This is a genomic window from Kordiimonas pumila (assembly GCF_015240255.1).
Taxonomy (GTDB): Bacteria; Pseudomonadota; Alphaproteobacteria; order Sphingomonadales; family Kordiimonadaceae; genus Kordiimonas; species Kordiimonas pumila.
In genome coordinates this window covers 1,422,366-1,444,219 of the sequence record NZ_CP061205.1, presented here as the reverse complement: position 1 = coordinate 1,444,219, position 21,854 = coordinate 1,422,366, and the positions used below count along the sequence as shown (strand labels likewise).

Below are 21,854 nucleotides of genomic sequence, written 5' to 3'. Positions count from 1 at the left end.
TATTTTACACTCGCCCCATCGCTATAGGTGTAATTATGCAAGTATAAATCATCAATAGTTTTCAATATATTAACAGCAAAGCAAAATTAATAAAAACTTTACTATAAGAATTACTTGAATTTCTCTCTTAATTTATTAGGTACGGCCATAAAATGGGTAACATGAGAGCTGTTACAAGCCCATTTGAGGCCATGGAAAATGCCGCGGCAGCCCCCATCAGGTCACTTCTACGAACACTTTCCGCCATACCAAGCCCGTGGCCAACAGTGCCGAGCGCAAGCCCCATACTCAGGTCATCATCAACACCCAGCAATCGCAAAAACCCCGGCCCGAAAACAGCAACAAATAGACCCGCAATAATAACTGTAGCCGCTGCAACAGACGGTATACCGCCAATAACCCTGACAATTTCTACCGCTATCGGCGTGGTGACAGATTTTGTCGCAAGGCTGGCCATAAGTTCGGGCGGGGCATGCAGGAAATAGGCGACCACCAACGCGCTGCCCGTGCTACTGATGGAACCGCCAGCAATTGCAGCCAAAATAGCCGCAGGATCACGCTTGAGAGCAGAAAGATTGCGGTACAGGGGCAGCGCAAGCGCCGCTACAGCAGCAGCCAGCAAAATAGTAAAAACATAGGTTCCCGCCACAAATGGTTCGAGCGGCATATTGAAAATACAAAAAACCGATACCAGCACAAAAACCGGTATAAAAACTGGGTGCAAAAATGCCTTATGCCCCGATTTCTGGTACAGTATGTCAGCAACAGCATAAAGAAACAGTGTCGCCGCAAACCAGTAAAACGCCGTCATTTTACCACCTTGCCTTTTTGCCTGCGGGCAAACAGCCTGTATATAAAAGCCGAGGTAGCAAGGCCCAGCAGACAACTGGCTGTAACAGCAAACAAAAGCGCCGCCATATTTGTCAGCAGCAAATCTTTTACCGCTACAACCATAACAACAGGGGGAATGAACAAAAGCGGAAATAGCCTGAACAGGCTGTTTGCCCCCGCATCTAAAAGAGCTGGCACACGGCCATAGATACGTAAAAAAACAAGCAACCCAACCATCACGGCAATAGACGGCATAACGGGTACTGAAGACAGCTCTATTACCCACGAGGCAAAGCCAACAAGAACGATAAAAATAATGATGCCGCCTATCGCTTTCACTCTAAAACACCCTATATTCTTCTATGAGCCAAACTGTATAACACAACAATCAGGGTTACCATTTATGTACAAGCTTTTTTTTGAAGATTTAGAAGTTGGCCGAGAAGTTACTTTTGGGTCATACAAAGTCACAAAAGAAGAGGTGATAGAGTTTGCCCAAAAGTATGACCCACAGTATTTTCACACAGATGAAGAGCTTGCCAAAAAATCTGTTTTTGGGGGGCTTTGCGCCAGTGGCTGGCACACATCTGCCATGTTAATGCGTATGATGGTGGACAGAATGGCAGACGAAGGCCTTGCAGGGCTGGGGTCTCCCGGCATTGACAATTTAAGGTGGTTAAAACCTGTTTTCCCGGGGGATACACTCTCTGCAACGGCAAAACTACTTGAAAAGCGGGATAGTAAATCGCGCCCCGAACTAGGCCTTGTCAAAGACCACACCACTGTTTTCAACGACAAGGGTGAAAAGTTGATGGAAGTAACGTCAAACTATATGGTTGCTAAACGCCCGCGTTAATAGGCTTTTGCTGGGTGCGACGCCGTAGCCAGCTCTTTACCATAGGCAAGCGAAAGACCATTAAGCCAGCGAGCACTGCACCGTATATAAGGGGTTCAAACTGAAAACCCTTGCGCATCATAATAAAATGAATAACCGCAAGAACCCCCACAGCATACACAAGCTTGTGCAGTTTTTGCCAGCGCTTAGCCCCAAGCCGCCTTACCCACCCCGCCGTGCTGGTTATAGCAAGCGGCAACAGGCATAACAGCGCCGTAAAGCCAACTGTAATATAAATACGTTTTACAACATCGGTCCACAGCTCAGACCAGTCAAACTGCATATCAAGCCATATATAACTGGTGATATGTAGGCACACATAAAAGAATGCAAATAACCCGGTCATGCGGCGAAATAATATCCAGCGCGGCGACCCGGTAAGCAGGGATAGCGGCGTCAGAGCAAGAGACAAAAGTAGTATCCGCAAGGCCCAATCCCCCGTGAAGCGGTTAGACGTTTCCTGCGGGTTAAACCCAAGGTCGTGCGGCGCACCGGCATAAGCTTGCACCCAATTATAAATGAGCCATACAGCTGGAATTAAAAACAGGGCAAACACAAACGGCTTACCGTAACGCCGCAGGTTTTTCTGACTAAAAAGCGCCATACCTAGAAGTTCTTTTCCAAATCTAGCCCAGTATAAAGGTGCGCCACTTGTTCGCCGTACCCGTTAAACATCAAGGTTTTACGGCGGCTAAACTCACCAATGCGCCTTTCTCTTGCCTGGCTCCAGCGTGGGTGGTCTACCTCAGGGTTTACGTTCGAGTAAAACCCATATTCGTTACTGGCGGATTTATTCCAGCTTGTTGCTGGTTTCCGGTCTGTTAATTTAATACTAACAATCGACTTTATTGACTTAAAACCATATTTCCAAGGCACGACAAGCCTTAGCGGTGCACCGTTCTGATTCGGGATTTCCTTACCGTACAGGCCAACCGCGATGAAAGCCAATTCATTCATGGCCTCAGGTAGCGTTAATCCTTCAACATACGGCCAGTCTAGTACAGGGTACCTAATACCCGGCATTTGGTCACGATCAGCAAGTGTCTCAAACGCAACATACTTAGCACCAGATTGTGGCCCAAGCTTTTTCAAAACACTTGCAAGCGGAACCCCTATCCACGGAACAACCATGGACCAACCCTCAACGCAGCGCAGCCTGTAAATACGTTCCTCAAGTGCCTTCATATCAATAAGGTCTTCAAAGGCATAATCACCCGGCGCATCCACCATGCCAGAGACTTTAACACTCCATGGCTTTGGCTCAAGCCGCCAGGCATTTTCAGAGGGATTGCTTTTATCCAGCCCAAACTCGTAAAAATTATTATAGCTTGTGATGGCATCTTCCGGTGTTAAGTCTTCGCCCGGATTGTAAGCTGTTTTGCTGTAAGTCAGTGGCTGAAGGGTCCGGTTTTCCCTTGCAAATACAGTCTGGCTGACACCCAGTGCCGTTGCAGCTAAAACACCCCCCGTCGCAGAGCGTATAAAATGCCTGCGATTCAGATAATGCTGTTCTGATGTCACTTCATTTTCACTGGCATGCCAGTTTTCACGGTGTTTTATCAGCATACTATATATCTCCTGCAACAATATGCAGCTTAGAATAGCGCCTTATTTTCCAAGGTCCAGTAACGTCTTGTTACCATTTTCGTGATCAAAAAAAGAAAGTTACTTAAAAATATAGTTAAATTTTATTTAATAAAAATGATTGAAGTTTATTTTTTTTGAAATACAGTCTAGCAATGGTAGAATTTAATAAAAGCATACATTTCTGTGAAGAAGCATCTACACTTGTAGGTATTTGGAATAATTTGCCAAAAACTGATTCTATACAGTGCCCAAGAAAGGATAGCTTTAACCCTATAAAATTAGGTAAGTTCCTTAGAACCGTATTCCTTTATGAACGTCTTGACCAGAACTGCATTGTAACCCGCGTTGCAGGAACTAGTCTTAGGGAATACTTGGACCGGGAAACAACCGGTGAAAATATTCTCCAGACAAGCTACGCTGCCTTGCAGCAAACTTACAGTAATTATTTCACCAGCCTTTCAGAAAGTGCCTCTGCTGGGTATTTGGAACACCCTTTTCAACTGCCATCAGGGTCCCTGCGACTTCAACGCGCCATTCACTTGCCTTTACTGGATAAAAACAATGAGCCGCGCTATTTTATTGGTGTTGTGAAATACAGTTCTTTACCACGAGAAACCGCAGATCATTATCACCGTAACGGTATTACAGATAACGACATTGTCACCCAGCTTGGGTCAGTTAGCGACATATAAAAAAGGCCGGGATAAAACACCCGGCCCATAAATACGTTACATTGAACGTTACCCGCGCTGAAAGTCGAACACACTACCAAGACGCAAAATTTGTGTCAGCTCGTCCATAGCAAAAAACGATTCCTCCATCAGTTTTACATCACCAAGGTCCTCTGGCATCAACCGGTCACGGTAATATTTTTTCGCCCAGACCTTCAGTGTTTCATATAGCGTGTCATCAAGAAGGCTATTAGCGCCCATTGCGGCCAGTTCCTCGTCACTTAACACAACACGAAGCCTAAGGCACGCTGGCCCGCCTCCATTACGCATGCTTTGCCGCACATCCAGTATTTCAGCCTGCCCTATAGGCCCACCAGATGAAACAAGCCCCTCCACATATGCCTTTGTAGATGCAGTTTCCTCAACCTCTCGCGGTAATATAAGGGTCATGCCTTTTCTGTTTGGCACACTTAAAAGCTGGCTGTTAAAAAGGTACGACTTTACAGCGTCAGCAAGCGGCACTTCGCTTTCCAGCACCCGCACAAACTGCATTTCCACATCGCCCATTGCGTTTTGAATATCAGCCTCAAGTGCATCAGGGCTATCAAAGGCATGCTCATGATAGAAAAAGCTATTGCGGTTTGAAACGGCCACCACATCATTATGGAAAGCGCCCGTATTAATTGCCCTGCTGCTTTGCCGTGCAAAAAGGGTTTTCTCTGGTGCTGTCGCATGCTGGCGGGCAACAGCGGCGCTTGCCTCGCGGGTTTGCCTACCTGGGAACTTCAATTCTGCCGCATTTTCAAAAGCGCCGCGCCCATAAACATAAAGCGCAACACCCACCTCACCGTATTCAGCGCAAAAACGGTTATGGTTTGCAGCACCCTCGTCGCCCATGTGCGTGCCACCTTCAAGCGGCGCATGGTGGGCAAAATTCTGCCCTTCCGGGAACATGGCTTGCAGTATTCTAGCCGTTGTTGGTGCCTCAATAGAACGGTGATACATGGCTGCCAAATTGGCAGGCGTAAAATGCACACGGCCATCTGCCGTATCAGGACTGGGCGAAACTGTCGCTGCATTTGCTGTCCACATGGTGGAGGCTGATGTCACATTCCTGATAAGGGCCGGGTTTTCCCGCCATGCCGCCGCTAATATTTCAGCGTCAGAACCGCTAAACCCGTGCTTGCGCAGCGTACTGATATGAGGCCGGTCATGCGGGGGCAAAACCCCCTGCACCATACCAAGACCGCTTAAAAAACGTGCTTTTTCAAGACCTTCAAGCACGCCCTCAAGCGGGTTGGCAACCAGCCCCTTATTACTGGCAGACGCCACATTACCGTATGAAAGCCCAGCATAATTATGAACAGGGCCAACAAGGCCGTCAAAGTTTACTTCCTGCCACATTATGCACCCTCACCGTCAAGCTTTAAGCCAATCGGCATGGCAGCAACAGCGACCTTGCCTTCTGCCTGCTCCATGGTTGCAACAGCATGGGCGCAGTAATCAGCTGCATAATAAGCGCTTGGCCGGTGGTTGCCCGACCAACCTATACCACCAAACGGTGCCGTGGAGGCTGCACCCGTTAACTGCTGGTTCCAGTTCACAATGCCTGCCTTCGCACGCGGGAAAAACTGGTTATACAGCTCTGTAGAATCGGAAATAAGCCCAGAGGCCAAACCATACTTGGTATTATTAGCTTCCTTGATAGCCGCCGCAAAATCTGGCACCCGAATAAGCTGTAACATAGGGCCAAACACTTCTTCATCTGGCCGGTCTTTCGTATGGGTTACATCAAGCAAACCTGGCGACAGGAAAGCATCACCGCGCGCTAACTGCGTAACAGGCACCAGCGCCTCAGCACCGTTATCAATAAGGTTTTTCTGAGCGGCCAGCACCACACCAGCAGCATGCTTGCTAACAACCGGTCCCATAAAGCTTTGCTCGGCATCATCCCATGCGCCCACTGTAATTTTTGCCATTGCTACTTTTAAAGCTTCAACAAAAGCATCACCTTCAGCACCTGTCGGCACAATGAGCCTCCTAGCACATGTGCAACGCTGACCAGAGCTTACAAAAGCTGAAAGAATGGTCATAACCGCTGCTGCGGTTTTGTCTTCCACCTCAGCAACAATAAGCGGGTTATTACCGCCCATTTCAAGTGCCTGAATAACCTGCGGTCGTTCTAGCAGAGTGCGTGCCATGAAAAGCCCGGTTTTAGCACTACCGGTAAACAGAAGGCCGTTAATACCCTCTGCCGCCAAAAGTGCCGCGCCTGTATCGCGCCCACCCTGTACAAGGTTCAGCACACCTTTAGGCAGACCAGCCTCTGCCCACACTTTTACCATATAGTCAGCAACGGCTGGCGTTATCTCGCTTGGCTTAAACACCACAGTGTTACCGGCAATAAGCGCCGGTACAATATGCCCGTTTGGCAAATGGCCGGGGAAATTATACGGCCCAAAAACCGCCATTACACCGTGTGGCCTGTGAGAAAGCCGTGATTTTATAAGCCCGTTAACAGCCTCGCGCTCGCCCGTGCGCTCAGTGTGTGCTTTGATCGATATCTCGATTTTGCCAGCCATTGCGGTTGCTTCACCGGTTGCATCCCACAATGTTTTACCGGCCTCACGGGCGATAAGCTCTGCCAGTTCCGGGCGTTTTTCCACCAGAAGCTCTGCATAGCGCCGAATAATGGCAAGCCGCTCATCAAGAGGCGTGAACCCCCATGTTTCAAAGGCACTTTCTGCCGCCAGCACAGCTTCGTTTACCTGCGCTGCCGTTGCTTCACTACCTGTCCATATTTCAGACCCGTTTGAAGGATCAAACGATTTGAAGGTCTGGCCAGCGCCTTGCTGCCAGTTACCATTTATATAATGTGTCATTTTTAAACCCCTATTCGGCTATACGTGCTTTTTCAATTGGTGCATACAGAAGGGCATCTCCTTCTTTCAGGTCCAAGGCTTGGGCTGCATCGCTGCATAGCCAAACACCCCTTGAACCATCAACAACATGCGCCATTGTGACACGGAAATTTTTAAGGTCAGGGTTCGCGATAAGGTAAGCCGGGTTTTCTGTCACCCCGTCAACTGTACCGCCAAGAGTTGCCTCGATGCTGTTTCTCGCTGTCCAGATCAGGCTTTTATCAACCTCCAGCACGGGGCCAGCATCAAAAATATCAACCGCGCCTGTATAGCGGAAACCTTCTTTTTCAAGCAAGCGATAAGCTGGGCGTGCTGCATCTTGCGGGCGGCCAATAACTTCTTGTGCCGCCTCAGGCAGTAAGGCTGTATAAATGGGGAACTTAGGCATAAGATCAGCAATAAACTGGCTGTTGCCCATGCCATTTATTTCATCAGCCGTTTTAAAGTCCATCCCAAAGAAATGACGACCAATAGCCTCCCAAAAGGGGGAATTATTATTTTCATCCACCCAGCCGCGCATTTCTGCAAACACACGGTCAGTAAAGCGTTCAGGATGTGATGCAATAAACATATAGCGTGCTTTGGCAAGCAGCTTACCAAGGTTGTCGCGCCTGTAATCAGGATCCAGAAACAGGGTCGCAACCTCTGTATCCAGCGAAAAATCATTTGCGAGGTGCAAAAGTTCTGTATCAACCCGTGTTGGCGGATCATAACAAACCTGCGTTTGACGCAGTAAACGGTAATTATAAAAAGGGCGCTCTAAACCCACACCGACAATGATAGCGGCAGTGCCGACTATCTTACCTGTCTTGGTATCTTCCATCATCAGAAGATAGCTGTTGCTGGTTGCTGTATCGCCGTCACTTTCAAACGCTTCGATCGACGCTTGAAGTTTCTTTTTAAGTGTAGGGCGATCATCAGGCAGTGATGTGAAACCTATTCCTGTTTTCTGAGCGAGAGCCTGTAACCCGTCCAGATCATTCATTCGTGAGGGTCGAACCACAAACATGTGATTTTTCCTTATTTTCGGGACCAAACAAGATTTTTATCTATGTTGCATCTTCGTTTGGTCCAGACGTCCGGGCAACTCTTCAGGGCCCCGGTTGCCTTTGGCCTCAATGGGCCTTTGCTTTTACAACGTCATCCAAAAGACCATTTGCAAAAGCCATCAGAATGAGCGCCGATAATTTGGCACGTTCTGAAAAACTGTCAATAAGGGCAAATTCTTCTGCCGAATGAATTTTACCGCCCCTAACGCCGAGTGTATCAACATTTGGCAACCCTGCTGCAGCAAGGTTATTTCCTTCGCAGCACCCACCTGTTGGCACATAGTTTACATCAATACCCAGATCAGCGCCGCATAGTTTAATTTTTTCCATCAACAGCAAATTCGCCGGTGTAAGCGCTTTAGGCGGTCGGTTAATACCGCCGTGCAACATCACGCTATAACCCTCAACGGCATTTGCTTTGTCGATAATATTCTGTACCTTATTTTCAAACCAGATCGCATCTTCAGGTTCTTTGAGACGTACATTAAACCGGCACCATGCCATATCAGGCACCACATTTGCTGCAACCCCGCCCTGAACAACAGCAGGGTTAACGGTTAGCTCTGGCCTGCCGCCTGTAAGTGACGCAAGTTCACCTACAATCTGAGATAAAGCGACAACAGCATTACGGCCCACATGAAATTCGCGGCCTGCATGCGCCGCCTTGCCCTGCACCACAACCGTATAATTACCACTGCCTTTGCGCGCACCAGCAAGGGTGCCGTCCGCAAGTGCTGGTTCGTATGTAAGGCCAATATCAGCAGTTTTAGCCCGCTCAGCGAGTATAGCACCCGAAGCAAGAGAGCCGGTTTCCTCGTCGGGCGACAACAGCACTTCCCAGCCCACACTTGCAGCGTCTGGCGTTTCTTCAAACGCCTTTAGAGCATTCAACATCACAATAATACCGCCCTTCATATCAGCCACACCAGGGCCATTCAGGGTAATATCATCCAGATATTTGGGGGCCTGAAAAGGGTGATCGACGGCAAAAACCGTATCTGTATGGCCTGTAAGCAGTACTTTTCTGTTCGCCGTTGGCCGCTTGAAAATACGGATACATCTACCGTTTTTCATGGTCTCAACCTGACCCTTGGCATTCACCATTTCACCGTCAGGCAGCTGTATATAAGCCACTTCAGCGCCTAGCGGCTCAAAGGCTTTCACAATTTCGGCTTCCATCGTGTCAAGGCCCACCAAATTACGGCTACCGCTGTTTATTTTTGACCATGCCTCAACAAGCGCAACCATTTCTAACTGGCGTTCGCTGACCTGCTCTAGCGCCGCTGCGCAAGCATCTTTGTTGGAAAAGGCATTTACAATACTGGACATTAAAGAAACCTGATTTTTAACCTGACTAAAGAATTACAAGGTCGGCACCATAACACTATCTGTAATTTGCCTGCTATGTATTTCGGGCCAAAATTTAGCATTTACGAGACTTTGCTCGCTTTATCGCAATTTTTACTCACTTCATCTAATAAGCCTCAGTATTCATCCCGTTTTTGCTATGGTTTCAGTGGGAAAGTTCTGGGGAACAGGCTTTCCCATCTCTGGCGGGCAAGCCATAAACGCCATAAAGCACAGCAGGAAGCTGTTTTCAGTTTTACATCCTGCCAGCCCGTCAGCCGATTAGCGCGACAGCAAAAGAGGATACAATGAAAGCACTTATAATAGACGGGGAAGAGCTATACCGCCTTTCAGTTAGAGAAGTTGTGGCCCTTGCAGGGCGCTTTACTGACATTATTGAAATTGGCACCGAGCAGGACTTTCTCTCGAAAACAGCAAGTTATACAGATGTATCACTAATTGTACTGCATGCTGACAGCATGAAAAACCCAGCCAGCGACTGGATAAAACTGATCCGCAGGCTTTACCCTGGTGTTAGCATACTGGTGATAACAAATGCACCGGGTGATACGGCTTTCCGGTTTTTGGGCACCACTGTGCTACCGCGCAGTGCAGCCGTACCAGAATTGATCGCGGCAATCAGGAAAGCCCTGCATTTGCCAGCAGATGCGTTTCAAGCAAAAGCACCCACCACCGTTGGCACTGGCATCCAGCAATCAATCAACACTGAATTTTCGCGCTTTCGGAAAAATATTGATGCCCATGAACCATCGATTGATCTAACAAAGCTTTCTTACCGCCAGAAACAAATTCTGGCCATGGCTGCCGCTGGCCTGCCAAACAAAGAAATAGCCGCCCGCCTCAGAATTGCAGAAGGCACGGTAAAAGCGCATATGCACGCTATATTCAAGGTCATGGGTGTTTCAAACCGAACACAGGCGGTTATACGCTACGGGGCATCTGGCCATAATATCGCGTCAAGTGACAGCTATATGGCAAGGCCAGAAAGACAGCAGCAATCTGCAGTCATGCGGTTTTAGGGCAGGAAAGCCCACCCTAAAACTGGCACCAAACTTATTTGCCTTTAGCGAGATAGTTTATCACGCCTGAAAAATCTGTACCGCCGTGGCCTGCACTATCCATTGCGGTATAAATATCGCGGCTAAGCTTACCAAGCGGTGTATCTGTTGCTGTTTCACCCGCTGCTGCCATAGCTAGATTTAAGTCTTTCAGCATCAGAGCTGTTGCAAAACCCGGTTTATAATCGTTGTTAGCCGGCGACGTTGGCACGGGCCCCGGTACAGGGCAATAGGTTGTCAGCGACCAGCACTGGCCAGACGCATTAGAAGCCACATCAAAAAACACCTGATCATCAAGCCCAAGCGACCGGCCAAGGTTGAAGGCCTCTGATACACCAATCATGGAAATGGCAAGCAGCATGTTATTGCAGGCTTTTGCCGCCTGCCCTGTACCACTATCACCGCAGTGCACAATTTTTGCGCCCATTGGGTCAAGCACAGGCTCAGCACGTTTGAAAGCATCCTTGCTGCCCCCCACCATAAAAGCGAGTGTACCGGCAGCTGCGCCGCCCACACCACCAGACACGGGCGCATCCACCATATCGAAGCCAAGTTCTTTGGCTTTAGCAGAAATATCACGGCTGGTTGCCACATCAATGGTGGAACTATCAATGAACAGCGCGCCTTTTTCAGCGTTTGCAAAAACACCGTCCTCACCTTCATAAACCGCGCTTACAATTTTACCTGATGGCAGCATGCTGATAACGATATCAGCACCGACCACAGCATCTGCAACAGCAGCAGAGGCACTGCCCCCCGCTGTTACAAGGCCAGCACGCGCAGTTTCTGCAAGGTCAAAGCCCTGCACATGCATGCCTGCTTTTAAAAGGTTTTTCGCCATTGGAAGGCCCATGTTACCAAGGCCGATGAATGCAACTGTTGTCATGTTTTATATTCCCTATTTCTTTTATTTCGCGAGCAAATCAAGCCTGCCCAAACTTTCAAAAAAGCTTTCCACTTCGCTGTCTTTCACAGCATCCAGTGTGGCTGGTGACCATTTCGGACTATTGTCTTTATCGATAAGAAGCGCGCGCACCCCTTCATGAAAATCAGGGTGGGCCATCATATGGTTCACGACCCGGTATTCCATTGCCATATTCTCGCGAAAGGTTTCCAGCGCTGCACCGCGCTGAAGCTGTGCAAAGGTTACCTTTAAGCTTGTGGGTGATTTTGTGGCGATAATACCAGCCTGCTTCTGCGCCCATTCACGGTTATCCGCTTCCAGAGATGCAACCACAGCTTCAACACTGGCATGATCGAAATGGTCGTCGATATCTTCAAAATACGGCGATAGCGGCGCGGGTTCCGGGTCGCTATGGAAAGTGTCTAAAATATCTGCAACATCATTGTTTGAAGCGATACTTGCCTCAGCCAGTGCCTCTATAATCAGCGGTACATTCACAGAAAGCACCGTATGACTGGCAATACCAAGGGCATAAAGGTCTGGTGTTTTAAGCCGGGCACCGGTAAGCGCCAAATACATGCCAGCCTCACCCGGAAGGCGCGGCAGGAACCAGCCACCCCCTACATCAGGGAATAGGCCAAGGCCGGTTTCCGGCATGGCAAACAGGGTTTTCTCTGTCGCAACCCAGAAATCACCAGGAATGGAAATACCAACACCGCCGCCCATAACAATACCATCAACAAAGCTAATGTAAGGTTTTGGGAACTCACTGATTGCAATATTCATCAAATATTCGTCGTAGAAAAAGCCGCGCCATTCATCAGAACCTGCCTGATAAGAACTAGAGACCTTCACCACATCTCCACCAGCACAGAAGGCTTTTTCGCCGCTGCCAACAACAACCACAGCCTTTACAGAAGGCGTAAGCCGCCATTTCTCTAACTGCACCCGCACCAGCGCGCACATGTTTTGTGTCAGGCTGTTCAGCGCCTTTGGGCGATTAAGGGTAATAAGGCCAATAGTGCCTTTTTCTTCAAATAATATTTCGTCTTCCACGGGATTAGTCCTTCAAAAGTTCACGGCTGATCACAACGCGCATAATCTCGTTTGTGCCTTCAAGAATTTGGTGCACACGCAGATCGCGTAGTAGTTTTTCAATCGGATAATCGCTAAGGTAGCCATAGCCGCCGTGTAATTGCAGGGCCGCGTTTACCACATCAAAACCGGTATCAGTTGCAAAGCGTTTTGCCATAGCGGAAGCAGCCGCTGCATCTGGTGCTTTGTTCGCCACTTTCTGTGCCGCTGCATATAACAGCAGGCGGGCCGCTTCTAGTTCTGTCGCCATATCGGCAAGCTTAAACTGGGTGTTCTGGAAACCGGCAATTGCTTTGCCAAACTGTTTGCGATCTTTGGTGTAGGCCACCGCTTCATCCAGCGCGCGCTGTGCCCCACCAATCGAGCATGCCCCGATATTCAAACGCCCGCCGTCAAGGCCCTGCATGGCAATTTTGAACCCTTGCCCTTCTATGCCCAGCATATTGCCCGCAGGCACGCGGCAATCATCGAAGTTTACGGTTGCTGTGCGCTGACAGTTCCAACCAAGTTTTTTCTCCCGTGCGCCAAAGGAAAGGCCCGGTGTGCCTTTCTCAATAAGAAAGCAGCTTATACCCTTGGGGCCGTCCTCGCCCGTGCGGGCCATAACCACGTAATAATCGCTATCACCCGAGCCTGAAATAAAGGCCTTCGCGCCGTTTAAAATATACGTGTCACCGTCTTTTACCGCACGGGTTTTAAGCGCCGCTGCGTCAGACCCTGCACCCGGTTCAGTGAGGCAGTAACTTGCCATTTTTTCAAGTGTTACAAGCTCTGGCATCACCCGTGCTTTCAAGTCATCAGACCCAAAAGCATCCACCATCCATGTGGCCATATTATGAATAGAAAACATCGCAGAGGTTGCAGGGCAACCATAGGAAAGCTGCTCAAATACCAGAACGGATTCTACCCGGCTCAGGCCGCAACCACCCGCTTCCTCGCTTACATAAATACTGCCAAAGCCAAGCTCACCAGCCGCTTTTGCAACATCCACCGGCCAGATATGGTCTTCATCCCATTTGCTTGCATTCGGTGTAATCTGATCTGCCGTAAAAGCCCGCGCCATATCCTGAATTGCGCGCTGGTCCTCATTCAAGGAAAAATCCATTCTCGTCTCCTGAACAGTCTGGCCCAGCCTTCAGCCATATAACAATAGTCTTTCCCGCAGGGCCAAAGCCCCACGAGATACTTTAAAAAACCATTAGTCGATGCGGTTACCGTTTTTGTCCCAAACCTCAATATCGCCAAGGCCAAGATCACGGATACCCGCTTCAATCTGGGTGCGGTCGCCCACAATAAGCCATGTCAGGCTGTCAGGCTTGATAGTTTCAAGAGCTTGTTTCTTGATGTCATCAATCTGTAGGCCTTCGTATTTGGCTTTAAGGCTTGGCACATAGTCGTTATCGCGGCCAAATCTGTCATTTGACAGCAGGCTACCCAGCACTGATCCAGCAGTTTCAAACTGTCCGGGCATGCTGTTAATGCGATTGGCGACAATACGTGCCAATTCCGCGTCCGTTGCAGGCTTGTCTGTGAGGTAGGCTGTAAACTCTTTCTCAAGTTCTGCTAGGGACTCTTTGGTTTTGTCGGTTTGAACAGGGGCATAAACCAGCCACATACGCTGGCCTCTGGCATCTGTCGTGAAGGTATAAGCGCCGTAAGCCCAGCCCTTGTCTTCCCTTAAGTTCATATTCACACGGCTAGTGAATTCGCCGCCCAGAATATCGTTTGCCATTTCCTGTACAAGATTGTTTTCATCACCGGTTGACGGGAACAGGTGCCCCGCCAGAATAAGCGACTGCGGCGAACCCGGTTTATCCATAATGATAACCCGGCCCTTTTCAGGGGCTGCTGCCGTGCCAATATTTTTAACCGGAATAGCAGCCGCTGGTGCCTGCCAGTTGCCAAACGCTTTTTCAAGCGCCGCTCTCGCTTCATCAAGCGTAATATCACCGACCATAAAGATCGTAGCGTTATCAGGCCTGATCCAGTCGCTGTGGAACTTCACCAGATCATCGCGGGTTAACCCTGTGATTGAGGCTTCTGTGCCTGTACCTGTGTAAGGCACACCGTAAGAATGTTCTGTACCGTACAGAAGCGGCGGTAATGTTCTTAGGGCAAGCTGCACCGGCTGGGCTTTTTCCTGCCCAATGCCCGCTATCCAGCGCTGGCGCAAGCGGTCCATCTCTGTTTGGTCAAACGCCGGGTTCCGCACCACATCTGCCGCAAGCGCAAGGCTGGCATCCAGATTTGGCTTCAATGCAGAAACATTCACCATGCTCATATCAAGGTTAGAGCCTGTACTGAGGTTTGCACCAAGGCTTTCAGCTTCTGCCGAAATTTCAAGAGCAGACTTTGATTTTGTACCTTCATCCAGCATTGCAAGCGCAAAGCTTGCTGTACCAAGTGGCCTGCCACTGTCTGCTGCATAGCCTGCGTCAAACTGCATTGCCATGGTAACAACCGGTACTGTTGGGCGGTTCGCCACAACAACACGCATGCCGTTTTCAAGGGTGGTTTCTTCAATGGCAGGAAAGGTCAGGTCTGGCATTTCACCAACGGCTGGAAGGCCCTTGCTTCTGTCTACCACCGTTGCCGCCGTGGCATACTTAGGCTCTGGCTTTATGGTAAGCTGGTAAAAACCCTGTCCAAGCCAATCATTTGCAGCTGTCTGTACTTCTGTAGCGGTTGCCATGTTTATCCAGTCGAGCGACTTTTTATAAAAGCCAGCGTCACCCGCATAAAGCTCGGCCTGCGCCAGTGCTGTTGCCTTGCCGCCAAAACCACCAATTTGCTCCAGCCCCCGGATGGTATTTGCAAGCAAGCTGGTTTTAGCGCGCTTCAATTCATCTGCTGTTGGGCCTGAAGCAAAAAACTTATCCAGTTCAGCATTCATAAGGGCTTCAACCTCAACAGGGTCGCTGCCTTCTTTCAGGTCAATCTGAATTTCAAACATGCTCGATAGTTCAAATGGCTGAATACTGGCACTAATGCTGGTTGCAAGCTGGTTGTTGTAAACCAGCGCCTGATACAGGCGGGAGTTTTTACCGCCGCCCAGAATATCCGCCGCCAAATTGAGAATAGCTGCATCTTTTGTGGTGCGCGGTGCCACAGCCCAGTTGCGCGAAATACGCACTTGCGGGGCAGACGGGTCTACCATCTCTTCCACGGTGTCATGAAGCCGGGTTGGGACCCATGCTTTATGCTGCTTTAGTGCCGGGCCCGCCGCAATATCACCAAAGTATTTTTCCATCAGTGGCTTGGCGGTTGCCACATCAATATCACCCGCCAGCACAATAACCGTGTTCGCCGCACCGTAATACTGGTTGAACCAGCTTTTTACGTCGTCAAGAGAAGCATTATTCAGATCGTCCATCGACCCAATGGTTGAATGACGGTACGGGTGCCCAACAGGAAACAGACCTTCAAGCTGGCGGTATTCAACAAGCCCGTATGGCTGGTTATCGCCCTGCCGCTTTTCGTTTTGCACAACACCGCGCTGCTCATCAAGCTTGGCCTGATCAATGGCCCCAACCAAGTGGCCCATGCGGTCACTTTCCATCCAGAGCGCCATTTCAAGTGCTGGGGTGGGTACATTTTCAAAATAATTTGTCCGGTCAAACCATGTTGTGCCGTTCATCGCAGTTGCGCCCACAGCCTCAAACGGTTTGAAATATTCGTCGTTATAATTTTCACTGCCATTGAACATCAGATGTTCAAACAAGTGTGCAAAGCCGGTCTTTCCTTCTGGCTCGTCCTTGGAACCAACATGATACCAGATGCCCACAGCCACGATAGGCGCTTTTCTGTCTTCGTGCACAATCACACGCAGGCCATTTGCTAGCTCGAATTTTTCATATGGTAGCTGGATTTCCATATCCAGCCCCGGCTCAGCCTTTTCATCCATCACCAGTTTGGTTGGCGATTCCGGCTGGCAGCCAGCTAACAGCGCTACTGCTGTGCATCCTAACAATAGTTTAGTGATCTTCATGAGAATCAATCCCTGCTTTCGAATATTTTTCCGGGCGTGCCTGCCCTTGCCATATCAACCAGAAGTCACTGTAAACTATTAAAACTATTATGTTTTACCTCTAGAAAAATATGGCTCCCACTGGATGTCCCAATGGAAGCCATTAATTTAACCGTTCAAGGTAGGAATTACAAACTCTGCACCAGCACGAATGCCAGTTGGCCAGCGAGATGTAACCGTTTTGGTTTTGGTATAGAAACGAACGCCTTCCATACCGTGCTGGTTAATGTCGCCAAAGGCAGAGCCTTTCCAGCCACCAAAGGAATGGAATGCAAGTGGCACAGGGATTGGCACATTCACACCAACCATGCCCACTTCAACCCGGTTTGCATATTCACGGGCCGTATCACCGTCACGGGTAAAAATAGACGTACCATTACCGTATTCATGCTCGGATGGCAGACGCAGCGCTTCTTCAAAACTTTCTGTCCGCAGAATTTGCAGTGTTGGGCCGAAAATCTCTTCTTTATATGACCGCATACCCGGCTTTACATTATCAAGCAGTGTACCACCAAGATAATAGCCGTTCTCATAGCCCTGCATGTTGTATTTAAACGCACGACCGTCAACCACAAGGTCAGAGCCTTCGGTTTCTGCAAGGTCAATATAACCCCGTACTTTCGCAAGGTGATCTGCCGTTACAAGCGGGCCCATTTCTGCCAGTGGGTCCATCGAATGGCCAACTTTCAGTTCTTCAACACGTGGCTTGAGCATCTCAACCATTTTGTCTGCCACGGCTTTACCAACAGGCACAGCAACAGAGATCGCCATGCAGCGCTCGCCCGCAGAGCCATAAGCCGCACCGATAAGCGCATCTGCCACTTGGTCGAGGTCGGCATCTGGCATAATAAGCATGTGGTTTTTAGCGCCGCCCATAGCCTGACAGCGTTTGCCGTGGGCTGTGGCTGTTGCGTACACATACTGAGCAATAGGCGTTGAACCCACAAAAGAAACCGCTTTCACGCGCGGGTCAGTACAGATTGTATCAACCGATTCCTTATCGCCGTTAATCACGTTAAACACGCCGTCAGGCAGGCCAGCTTCTTTCCAGCATTTGGCAAACATCAGCGGCACTGTTGGGTCTTTTTCAGATGGCTTCATCACGAAAGTATTGCCGCAGGCAATCGCCACACAGCTCATCCACAAGGGGATCATCGCAGGAAAGTTAAACGGCGTGATACCAGCCACAACACCAAGCGGCTTGCGCATGCTGTACATATCAATGCCAGTTGAAACGTTATCACTGTATTCGCCCTTCAAAAGGTGCGGAATGCCCTGCGCAAATTCTGCAACTTCCAGACCGCGCTGCACATCGCCCTGTGCGTCAGAAAATACTTTACCGTGCTCAGATGAAAGCGCCGCAGCCAGTGCATCTTTTTCGCGGTACAGTATCTGCACCAAATCTTGCAGCACCCGTGCGCGCTTTACAACAGACGTGCCAGACCAAGCAGGGAAAGCAGCTTCTGCTGTTGCAATAGCGTTTTCAACTTCAGCCTTGGTTGCCAGCGCAACCTTGCCAGCCTGTTCGCCAGTTGACGGATTAAAAATAGGGCCAAAGCGACCAGAAGTGCCTTCAACTTCTTTACCGCCGACAAAATGATGACGTTCGTACATTGGTTATCTCCACCAGTTATGACACTGGGCACCCTGCCACTACGGCCAAAGCGCCTTCATAAGTTTGTATCGTTAGGTACACCCATTCCCCGTAGGTATTTTGGCGGGTAGTTTTGGGCTACCTGACATGCTTACCGTTGAGCCAGACCATACTTTGTGAAAATACGCATGTCACTAAGAAGTTTTGCACTTTACTTTGTGTATTTTTGCACAAATAATACAGACACAAGCCACACAGGTACACCTTATATGTTTGACTGGAACGACCTTCGATATTTTCTAGAGCTGTCGCGCAGGGGCAGGCTATCGCACGCTGGCATGCATTTAGGGGTTGACCATACTACCGTTGCCCGCCGCATTACGGCGCTAGAGGAAAAGCTGGGCATTATTCTGTTTGACCGCACCAACCGGGCATACAGCCTGACAGCAGAAGGTAGGCGGCTGCTTATTCATGCAGAAGAAATGGAAGCAAAGTCCATTGCGCTGATGGATGACATAACCCCCGCAAAAGAAGGGCCACGCGGTGTAGTCCGCCTTGCCACACCGGAAGCATTTGGCAGCCAATTTTTTGCCCGCCACTGCAAAAACTTTCATGCCTACAACCCCGGCATTATGCTGGAGCTGGTGGCAGAGACACGGCAGTTTTCCTTTACCCGGCGCGATGCAGACGCCGCTATTACACTAGCGCGGCACGACCACGGCCGTGTAATGAGTGAAAAACTGGGAGATTACCGACTTGGGCTATATGCGGCCCCCGCGTACCTACAGCAGCGCCCGCCTATTGTGCAGCTGTCTGACCTGAGGCAGCATCATTTTATCTGGTATATAGACGACTTGCAGCCCCTGCCAGAACTACAGCTTCTCGATAAAGCCATACCCGACCCCAAAATTATTATGCGCACCACCAGCGTAACCGGACAGGCCAATGTTGCTGAATCTGGCCTAGGGATCGCCCTTTTGCCCTGCTACCTTGCAGACCGCATGAAAGTGCTAACCACCGTGCTGCCGGGCGAAGTGAGCATCACCCGTGAACTATGGCTCACGATGCACGAAGATACCCGCCATATGCCCCATATGGAATGTGTGTGGAACTTTATGGCAAACCTTATATCTGGTGAACGCCCTGTTCTGATGGGCCACCGCTAACTATTTCACCAGCTAAGCTATACTCACAATTCTGGTTCGTAAAACCTAAAAAACCTGTTTCTCTTGAAATTTTCGAAATTTTCTGATTTAACAAAATACGAACATATGTTCGGATAATTTAGGGGAGAGATAAAATGCAGCCTTCACCGTATATAAAGCACCATAAGATAAAACAAAAATGGTTTCATATTCTGGCATACAGCATAACACTGAATGCCCTTTTAGCTCTTCCCACTGTAACAGCAGCGCCCGCACAAGAACACCCGGAGCTCTCTGAAAAATCCAACGTGTTTATGGCCCGAAAACATGTTGCAGACTATACCATAAGCCCGGTTTCATTCCGCAGTATGGATGCGTTTTTCAACACGGCCCCGGTTACTGCCAAGCCCGGCAAGCCAATCGCTACCGCTTTAGCGCCGCTGGATATAAGCGTACCCATAGCAGGCAAGACCATGTCGCTTCCTGAAGCGCTAACTTACACAGATACAAATGCCCTTCTGGTGATAAAAGACGGCAAAATTGTTTACGAAGAATATAGAAACGGCGCAAACCCTGATAGTCGCTTTATCTCATGGTCGATTGCGAAGTCTGTTACCTCTATCCTTATGGGTAAGGCACTGGAGGCAGGCCTTATTAAAAGTCTTGATGATACTGTTGGTATGTATGTACCCGAGGCAAAAGGCACCGTATTTGAAGATGTAACCCTGAAAAACATGCTGCAAATGCGGGCTGGCACCAGCTATGACGAAATGGGGTCAAACGGTATTTCCCATATAAATATACTGAAAGACCATTCGCTGGTAACAGGTGAAAAACGCTTCACAGATGTAAGCACACTCGGCCTAACACGCACCAGCGAACAGGGTGCGGTATTCAACTATTCTACCCTGACAGCCTCCCTCCTTGGTCGTGTAGTGGAAGAAGCAACAGGCATGTCACTTGCCAACTACACAGAGAAAGCCCTGTGGCAACCTGCAGGTATGCAAATGCCTGCTTACTGGTTGCTGGACGGCAAACTAGGCGAGGGCCAGGCCTTTGCGGGCGGAGGCTTTAACGCAGTCCTGCGTGATTTTGGCCGCATCGGCCTGATGATGCTGAACAAAGGCTATATAAACAACACGCAGGTTGTGCCTGAAAGCTGGGTTACAGAATCCACTATTTATAAAAGCACTGAAGTGCTTATTCCGATCGAAAACCGGGGTTACCAGCATCAGTGGTGGACCTTTATTGACACCCATATTTTCGAGGCTATAGGCGTTTACGGCCAGTATATTTCGGTCGACCCAGACACAAACACCGTGATTGTAAAGCTAAGCTACTGGCCCGACAAAGGCGGCCTTCAGTATGAAATGGATAACAGAGCGCTGTTCGATGCTATCCGCACCTATGTAACACAGCATTAACAGCCTGAAAGAACCGCACATGAAAAACGCATACACCCATCACACATACCTTAAAAAGCACATGTTAAAAGCGGGTATAATAGCGCCCCTTATGCTTATAATAGCAGCCTGTGGCAGTAATAGTTCAGAAACCGCAGAAGGCGGCATTGTGGCCGCCCGCCGCCATGTGGAAGATTATACCATCAGCGCTGTAAGCTTTCGCAGCATGGATGACTTCTTCTACACGGACAGCGTGGCAGCATTGCCGGGTGAACCGCTTGCTTCTGATCCCGTATCGCTTGATTTCAGTGTAACACTGGGAAACACCACAATGGGGTTGCAAGATGCCCTTCGCCACACTCATACCAATGCTTTACTCGTCATGAAAGACGGCAAAATACTGTATGAACAATATCTAAATGCCTCAAACCCTGACAGCCGCTTTATATCCTGGTCGATGGCCAAGTCTGTTACATCTATCCTGTTTGGGATTGCGCTTGAACAAGGCGCTATCAATAGCCTTGATGATACGGTTGATATGTATCTGCCCGAATTTAAAGATACAGCCTTTGAAGGCGTGACCCTTAAAAACATGCTGATGCAACGGGCTGGTACCAGCTACAGCGAATATACCCTAACAGGTACACCGGATGTAAACATACTTGCCGACCAATCCCTGTTTCGCGGTGAAAAGCGCTTTACAGACATACGCACCCTTGGCCTGAACCGCGACAGTGACCAAGGCGAAAGCTTTAACTATTCCACGCTTACATCCTGCATTTTAGGCCGGGTTATTGAGGTAGCAACAGGCGTGCCTCTCGCTCAATATACAGAAGATATGCTCTGGAAGCCCGCAGGCATGCAGAAATCTGCTTACTGGATGCTCGACGGTAAACCCGGCACGGGGCAGGCTTTTGCAGGCGGTGGCTTTAATGCTACCCTTGTTGACTATGCCCGCATTGGCCAGCTTATGCTAAACGGTGGCAGCATAGACGGCAAACAGGTGGTGCCCGCAAACTGGGTGAAGACATCCACCACCTATACGGGCAGCGATCCAGTGCTATCCGGTACGCCGCGCGGCTATGGCTACCAGTGGTGGACCTTTCTAGGCACCGAGATATACGAAGCCGTTGGCATTCATGGTCAGTTTATCTCTGTTGACCCCAAAACAAACACGGTGATTGTAAAATTAAGCTACTGGCCTGAGCGTGGCAGCGGCGATTTTGCCAAAGAAAATCACCAGCTATTAACTGCCATACGCCAACATATTACGGCACCTCAATAGCTTGCATACATACGCCGTAAA

The 21,854-nt window shown here is 49.3% G+C and carries 19 protein-coding genes; 6 read left to right on the top strand and 13 right to left on the bottom strand.

Annotated features, from left to right (window positions below):
- Positions 1-127: 127 nt before the first annotated feature.
- Both ICL80_RS06180 and ICL80_RS06175 read right to left on the bottom strand, forming a co-directional pair.
- On the bottom strand, positions 128-811 hold the full coding sequence (locus ICL80_RS06180; RefSeq protein WP_194215223.1) for an LrgB family protein: 684 nt from the start codon (positions 809-811) through the stop codon (positions 128-130).
- Positions 808-1,170, bottom strand: a complete 363-nt coding sequence (locus ICL80_RS06175; protein WP_194215222.1) for a CidA/LrgA family protein — start codon at positions 1,168-1,170, stop codon at positions 808-810. The genes ICL80_RS06180 and ICL80_RS06175 overlap by 4 nt, the downstream gene beginning before the upstream one ends.
- 64 nt (positions 1,171-1,234) lie before the next feature.
- Between ICL80_RS06175 and ICL80_RS06170 the strand changes: the two genes are divergently transcribed.
- Positions 1,235-1,687: a MaoC family dehydratase gene (locus tag ICL80_RS06170; RefSeq protein WP_194215221.1), complete on the top strand. Its 453-nt coding sequence runs from the start codon at positions 1,235-1,237 to the stop codon at positions 1,685-1,687.
- Here the strand turns inward: ICL80_RS06170 and ICL80_RS06165 are convergent.
- Both ICL80_RS06165 and msrP read right to left on the bottom strand, forming a co-directional pair.
- A complete protein-coding gene (locus ICL80_RS06165) occupies positions 1,671-2,330 on the bottom strand; it encodes a protein-methionine-sulfoxide reductase heme-binding subunit MsrQ (protein ID WP_194215220.1) in 660 nt (219 codons plus the stop codon). The two genes, ICL80_RS06170 and ICL80_RS06165, sit on opposite strands and share 17 nt — an antisense overlap.
- A gap of 2 nt (positions 2,331-2,332) precedes the next feature.
- On the bottom strand, positions 2,333-3,292 hold the full coding sequence (gene msrP, locus ICL80_RS06160; protein ID WP_194215219.1) for a protein-methionine-sulfoxide reductase catalytic subunit MsrP: 960 nt from the start codon (positions 3,290-3,292) through the stop codon (positions 2,333-2,335).
- Positions 3,293-3,465: 173 nt separating this feature from the next.
- On the opposite strand from msrP, the gene ICL80_RS06155 reads away from it, so the two are divergent.
- The gene (locus ICL80_RS06155; RefSeq protein WP_194215218.1) at positions 3,466-4,005 is read left to right on the top strand and encodes a PAS domain-containing protein; all 540 of its coding nucleotides are present in this window, start codon (positions 3,466-3,468) and stop codon (positions 4,003-4,005) included.
- A gap of 48 nt (positions 4,006-4,053) precedes the next feature.
- Here the strand turns inward: ICL80_RS06155 and astB are convergent, their stop codons facing one another.
- The 4 genes from astB to ICL80_RS06135 all read right to left on the bottom strand — a co-directional run bounded on the left by astB (position 4,054) and on the right by ICL80_RS06135 (position 9,283).
- Positions 4,054-5,388 carry an N-succinylarginine dihydrolase gene (astB, locus tag ICL80_RS06150; protein WP_194215217.1) on the bottom strand — a complete coding sequence of 445 codons (1,335 nt, stop codon included), beginning with the start codon at positions 5,386-5,388 and terminating at the stop codon, positions 4,054-4,056.
- A complete protein-coding gene (gene astD, locus ICL80_RS06145; RefSeq protein ID WP_194215216.1) occupies positions 5,388-6,866 on the bottom strand; it encodes a succinylglutamate-semialdehyde dehydrogenase in 1,479 nt (492 codons plus the stop codon). Before astD ends, astB begins: the two co-directional genes overlap by 1 nt.
- 10 nt (positions 6,867-6,876) lie before the next feature.
- On the bottom strand, positions 6,877-7,914 hold the full coding sequence (locus ICL80_RS06140; protein ID WP_194215215.1) for an arginine N-succinyltransferase: 1,038 nt from the start codon (positions 7,912-7,914) through the stop codon (positions 6,877-6,879).
- 106 nt (positions 7,915-8,020) lie between these two features.
- Positions 8,021-9,283: a hydrolase gene (locus tag ICL80_RS06135; RefSeq protein ID WP_194215214.1), complete on the bottom strand. Its 1,263-nt coding sequence runs from the start codon at positions 9,281-9,283 to the stop codon at positions 8,021-8,023.
- A gap of 326 nt (positions 9,284-9,609) precedes the next feature.
- Here ICL80_RS06135 and ICL80_RS06130 point away from each other — a divergent pair, with 326 nt between their 5' ends.
- Entirely contained in the window at positions 9,610-10,341 is a 732-nt protein-coding gene (locus ICL80_RS06130) for a response regulator transcription factor (protein ID WP_194215213.1), read from the top strand.
- Positions 10,342-10,375: 34 nt separating this feature from the next.
- On the opposite strand, the gene mmsB is transcribed toward ICL80_RS06130, so the two are convergent.
- The 5 genes from mmsB to ICL80_RS06105 all read right to left on the bottom strand — a co-directional run bounded on the left by mmsB (position 10,376) and on the right by ICL80_RS06105 (position 18,020).
- The gene (gene mmsB / locus ICL80_RS06125) at positions 10,376-11,266 is read right to left on the bottom strand and encodes a 3-hydroxyisobutyrate dehydrogenase (protein ID WP_194215212.1); all 891 of its coding nucleotides are present in this window, start codon (positions 11,264-11,266) and stop codon (positions 10,376-10,378) included.
- Positions 11,267-11,287: 21 nt separating this feature from the next.
- Positions 11,288-12,340 carry an enoyl-CoA hydratase/isomerase family protein gene (locus ICL80_RS06120; protein ID WP_194215211.1) on the bottom strand — a complete coding sequence of 351 codons (1,053 nt, stop codon included), beginning with the start codon at positions 12,338-12,340 and terminating at the stop codon, positions 11,288-11,290.
- Between the two features lie 4 nt (positions 12,341-12,344).
- Positions 12,345-13,484 (bottom strand): acyl-CoA dehydrogenase family protein, encoded by a 1,140-nt coding sequence (locus tag ICL80_RS06115; RefSeq protein WP_194215210.1) that lies wholly within the window; start codon positions 13,482-13,484, stop codon positions 12,345-12,347.
- Between the two features lie 93 nt (positions 13,485-13,577).
- Positions 13,578-16,367, bottom strand: a complete 2,790-nt coding sequence (locus ICL80_RS06110) for a M16 family metallopeptidase (RefSeq protein ID WP_228073834.1) — start codon at positions 16,365-16,367, stop codon at positions 13,578-13,580.
- 147 nt (positions 16,368-16,514) lie between these two features.
- Positions 16,515-18,020, bottom strand: coding sequence for a CoA-acylating methylmalonate-semialdehyde dehydrogenase (locus tag ICL80_RS06105; RefSeq protein WP_194215208.1), 1,506 nt, complete (start codon positions 18,018-18,020; stop codon positions 16,515-16,517).
- Positions 18,021-18,188: 168 nt separating this feature from the next.
- On the opposite strand from ICL80_RS06105, the gene ICL80_RS06100 reads away from it, so the two are divergent.
- The 3 genes from ICL80_RS06100 (at position 18,189) to ICL80_RS06090 (ending at position 21,833) form a co-directional block, all read left to right on the top strand.
- On the top strand, positions 18,189-19,166 hold the full coding sequence (locus ICL80_RS06100) for a LysR family transcriptional regulator (protein WP_194215207.1): 978 nt from the start codon (positions 18,189-18,191) through the stop codon (positions 19,164-19,166).
- Positions 19,167-19,300: 134 nt separating this feature from the next.
- Entirely contained in the window at positions 19,301-20,569 is a 1,269-nt protein-coding gene (locus ICL80_RS06095) for a serine hydrolase domain-containing protein (RefSeq protein WP_194215206.1), read from the top strand.
- 19 nt (positions 20,570-20,588) lie between these two features.
- Positions 20,589-21,833, top strand: coding sequence for a serine hydrolase domain-containing protein (locus ICL80_RS06090; RefSeq protein ID WP_194215205.1), 1,245 nt, complete (start codon positions 20,589-20,591; stop codon positions 21,831-21,833).
- The last annotated feature ends 21 nt before the right edge of the window (positions 21,834-21,854 follow it).

Excerpts from the sequence above, each read along its gene's own strand:
- ICL80_RS06115 (WP_194215210.1), bottom strand. The coding sequence starts at position 13,484 with ATGGATTTTTCCTTGAATGAGGACCAGCGCGCAATTCAGGATATGGCG.
- ICL80_RS06170 (WP_194215221.1), top strand. The coding sequence starts at position 1,235 with ATGTACAAGCTTTTTTTTGAAGATTTAGAAGTTGGCCGAGAAGTTACT.
- ICL80_RS06130 (WP_194215213.1), top strand. The coding sequence starts at position 9,610 with ATGAAAGCACTTATAATAGACGGGGAAGAGCTATACCGCCTTTCAGTT.
- astB (WP_194215217.1), bottom strand. The coding sequence starts at position 5,388 with ATGTGGCAGGAAGTAAACTTTGACGGCCTTGTTGGCCCTGTTCATAAT.
- ICL80_RS06110 (WP_228073834.1), bottom strand. The coding sequence starts at position 16,367 with ATGAAGATCACTAAACTATTGTTAGGATGCACAGCAGTAGCGCTGTTA.
- ICL80_RS06135 (WP_194215214.1), bottom strand. The coding sequence starts at position 9,283 with ATGTCCAGTATTGTAAATGCCTTTTCCAACAAAGATGCTTGCGCAGCG.
- ICL80_RS06090 (WP_194215205.1), top strand. The coding sequence starts at position 20,589 with ATGAAAAACGCATACACCCATCACACATACCTTAAAAAGCACATGTTA.
- ICL80_RS06180 (WP_194215223.1), bottom strand. The coding sequence starts at position 811 with ATGACGGCGTTTTACTGGTTTGCGGCGACACTGTTTCTTTATGCTGTT.
- ICL80_RS06095 (WP_194215206.1), top strand. The coding sequence starts at position 19,301 with ATGCAGCCTTCACCGTATATAAAGCACCATAAGATAAAACAAAAATGG.
- astD (WP_194215216.1), bottom strand. The coding sequence starts at position 6,866 with ATGACACATTATATAAATGGTAACTGGCAGCAAGGCGCTGGCCAGACC.
- ICL80_RS06140 (WP_194215215.1), bottom strand. The coding sequence starts at position 7,914 with ATGTTTGTGGTTCGACCCTCACGAATGAATGATCTGGACGGGTTACAG.
- mmsB (WP_194215212.1), bottom strand. The coding sequence starts at position 11,266 with ATGACAACAGTTGCATTCATCGGCCTTGGTAACATGGGCCTTCCAATG.
- msrP (WP_194215219.1), bottom strand. The coding sequence starts at position 3,292 with ATGCTGATAAAACACCGTGAAAACTGGCATGCCAGTGAAAATGAAGTG.
- ICL80_RS06155 (WP_194215218.1), top strand. The coding sequence starts at position 3,466 with ATGGTAGAATTTAATAAAAGCATACATTTCTGTGAAGAAGCATCTACA.
- ICL80_RS06105 (WP_194215208.1), bottom strand. The coding sequence starts at position 18,020 with ATGTACGAACGTCATCATTTTGTCGGCGGTAAAGAAGTTGAAGGCACT.
- ICL80_RS06165 (WP_194215220.1), bottom strand. The coding sequence starts at position 2,330 with ATGGCGCTTTTTAGTCAGAAAAACCTGCGGCGTTACGGTAAGCCGTTT.
- ICL80_RS06100 (WP_194215207.1), top strand. The coding sequence starts at position 18,189 with ATGTCACTAAGAAGTTTTGCACTTTACTTTGTGTATTTTTGCACAAAT.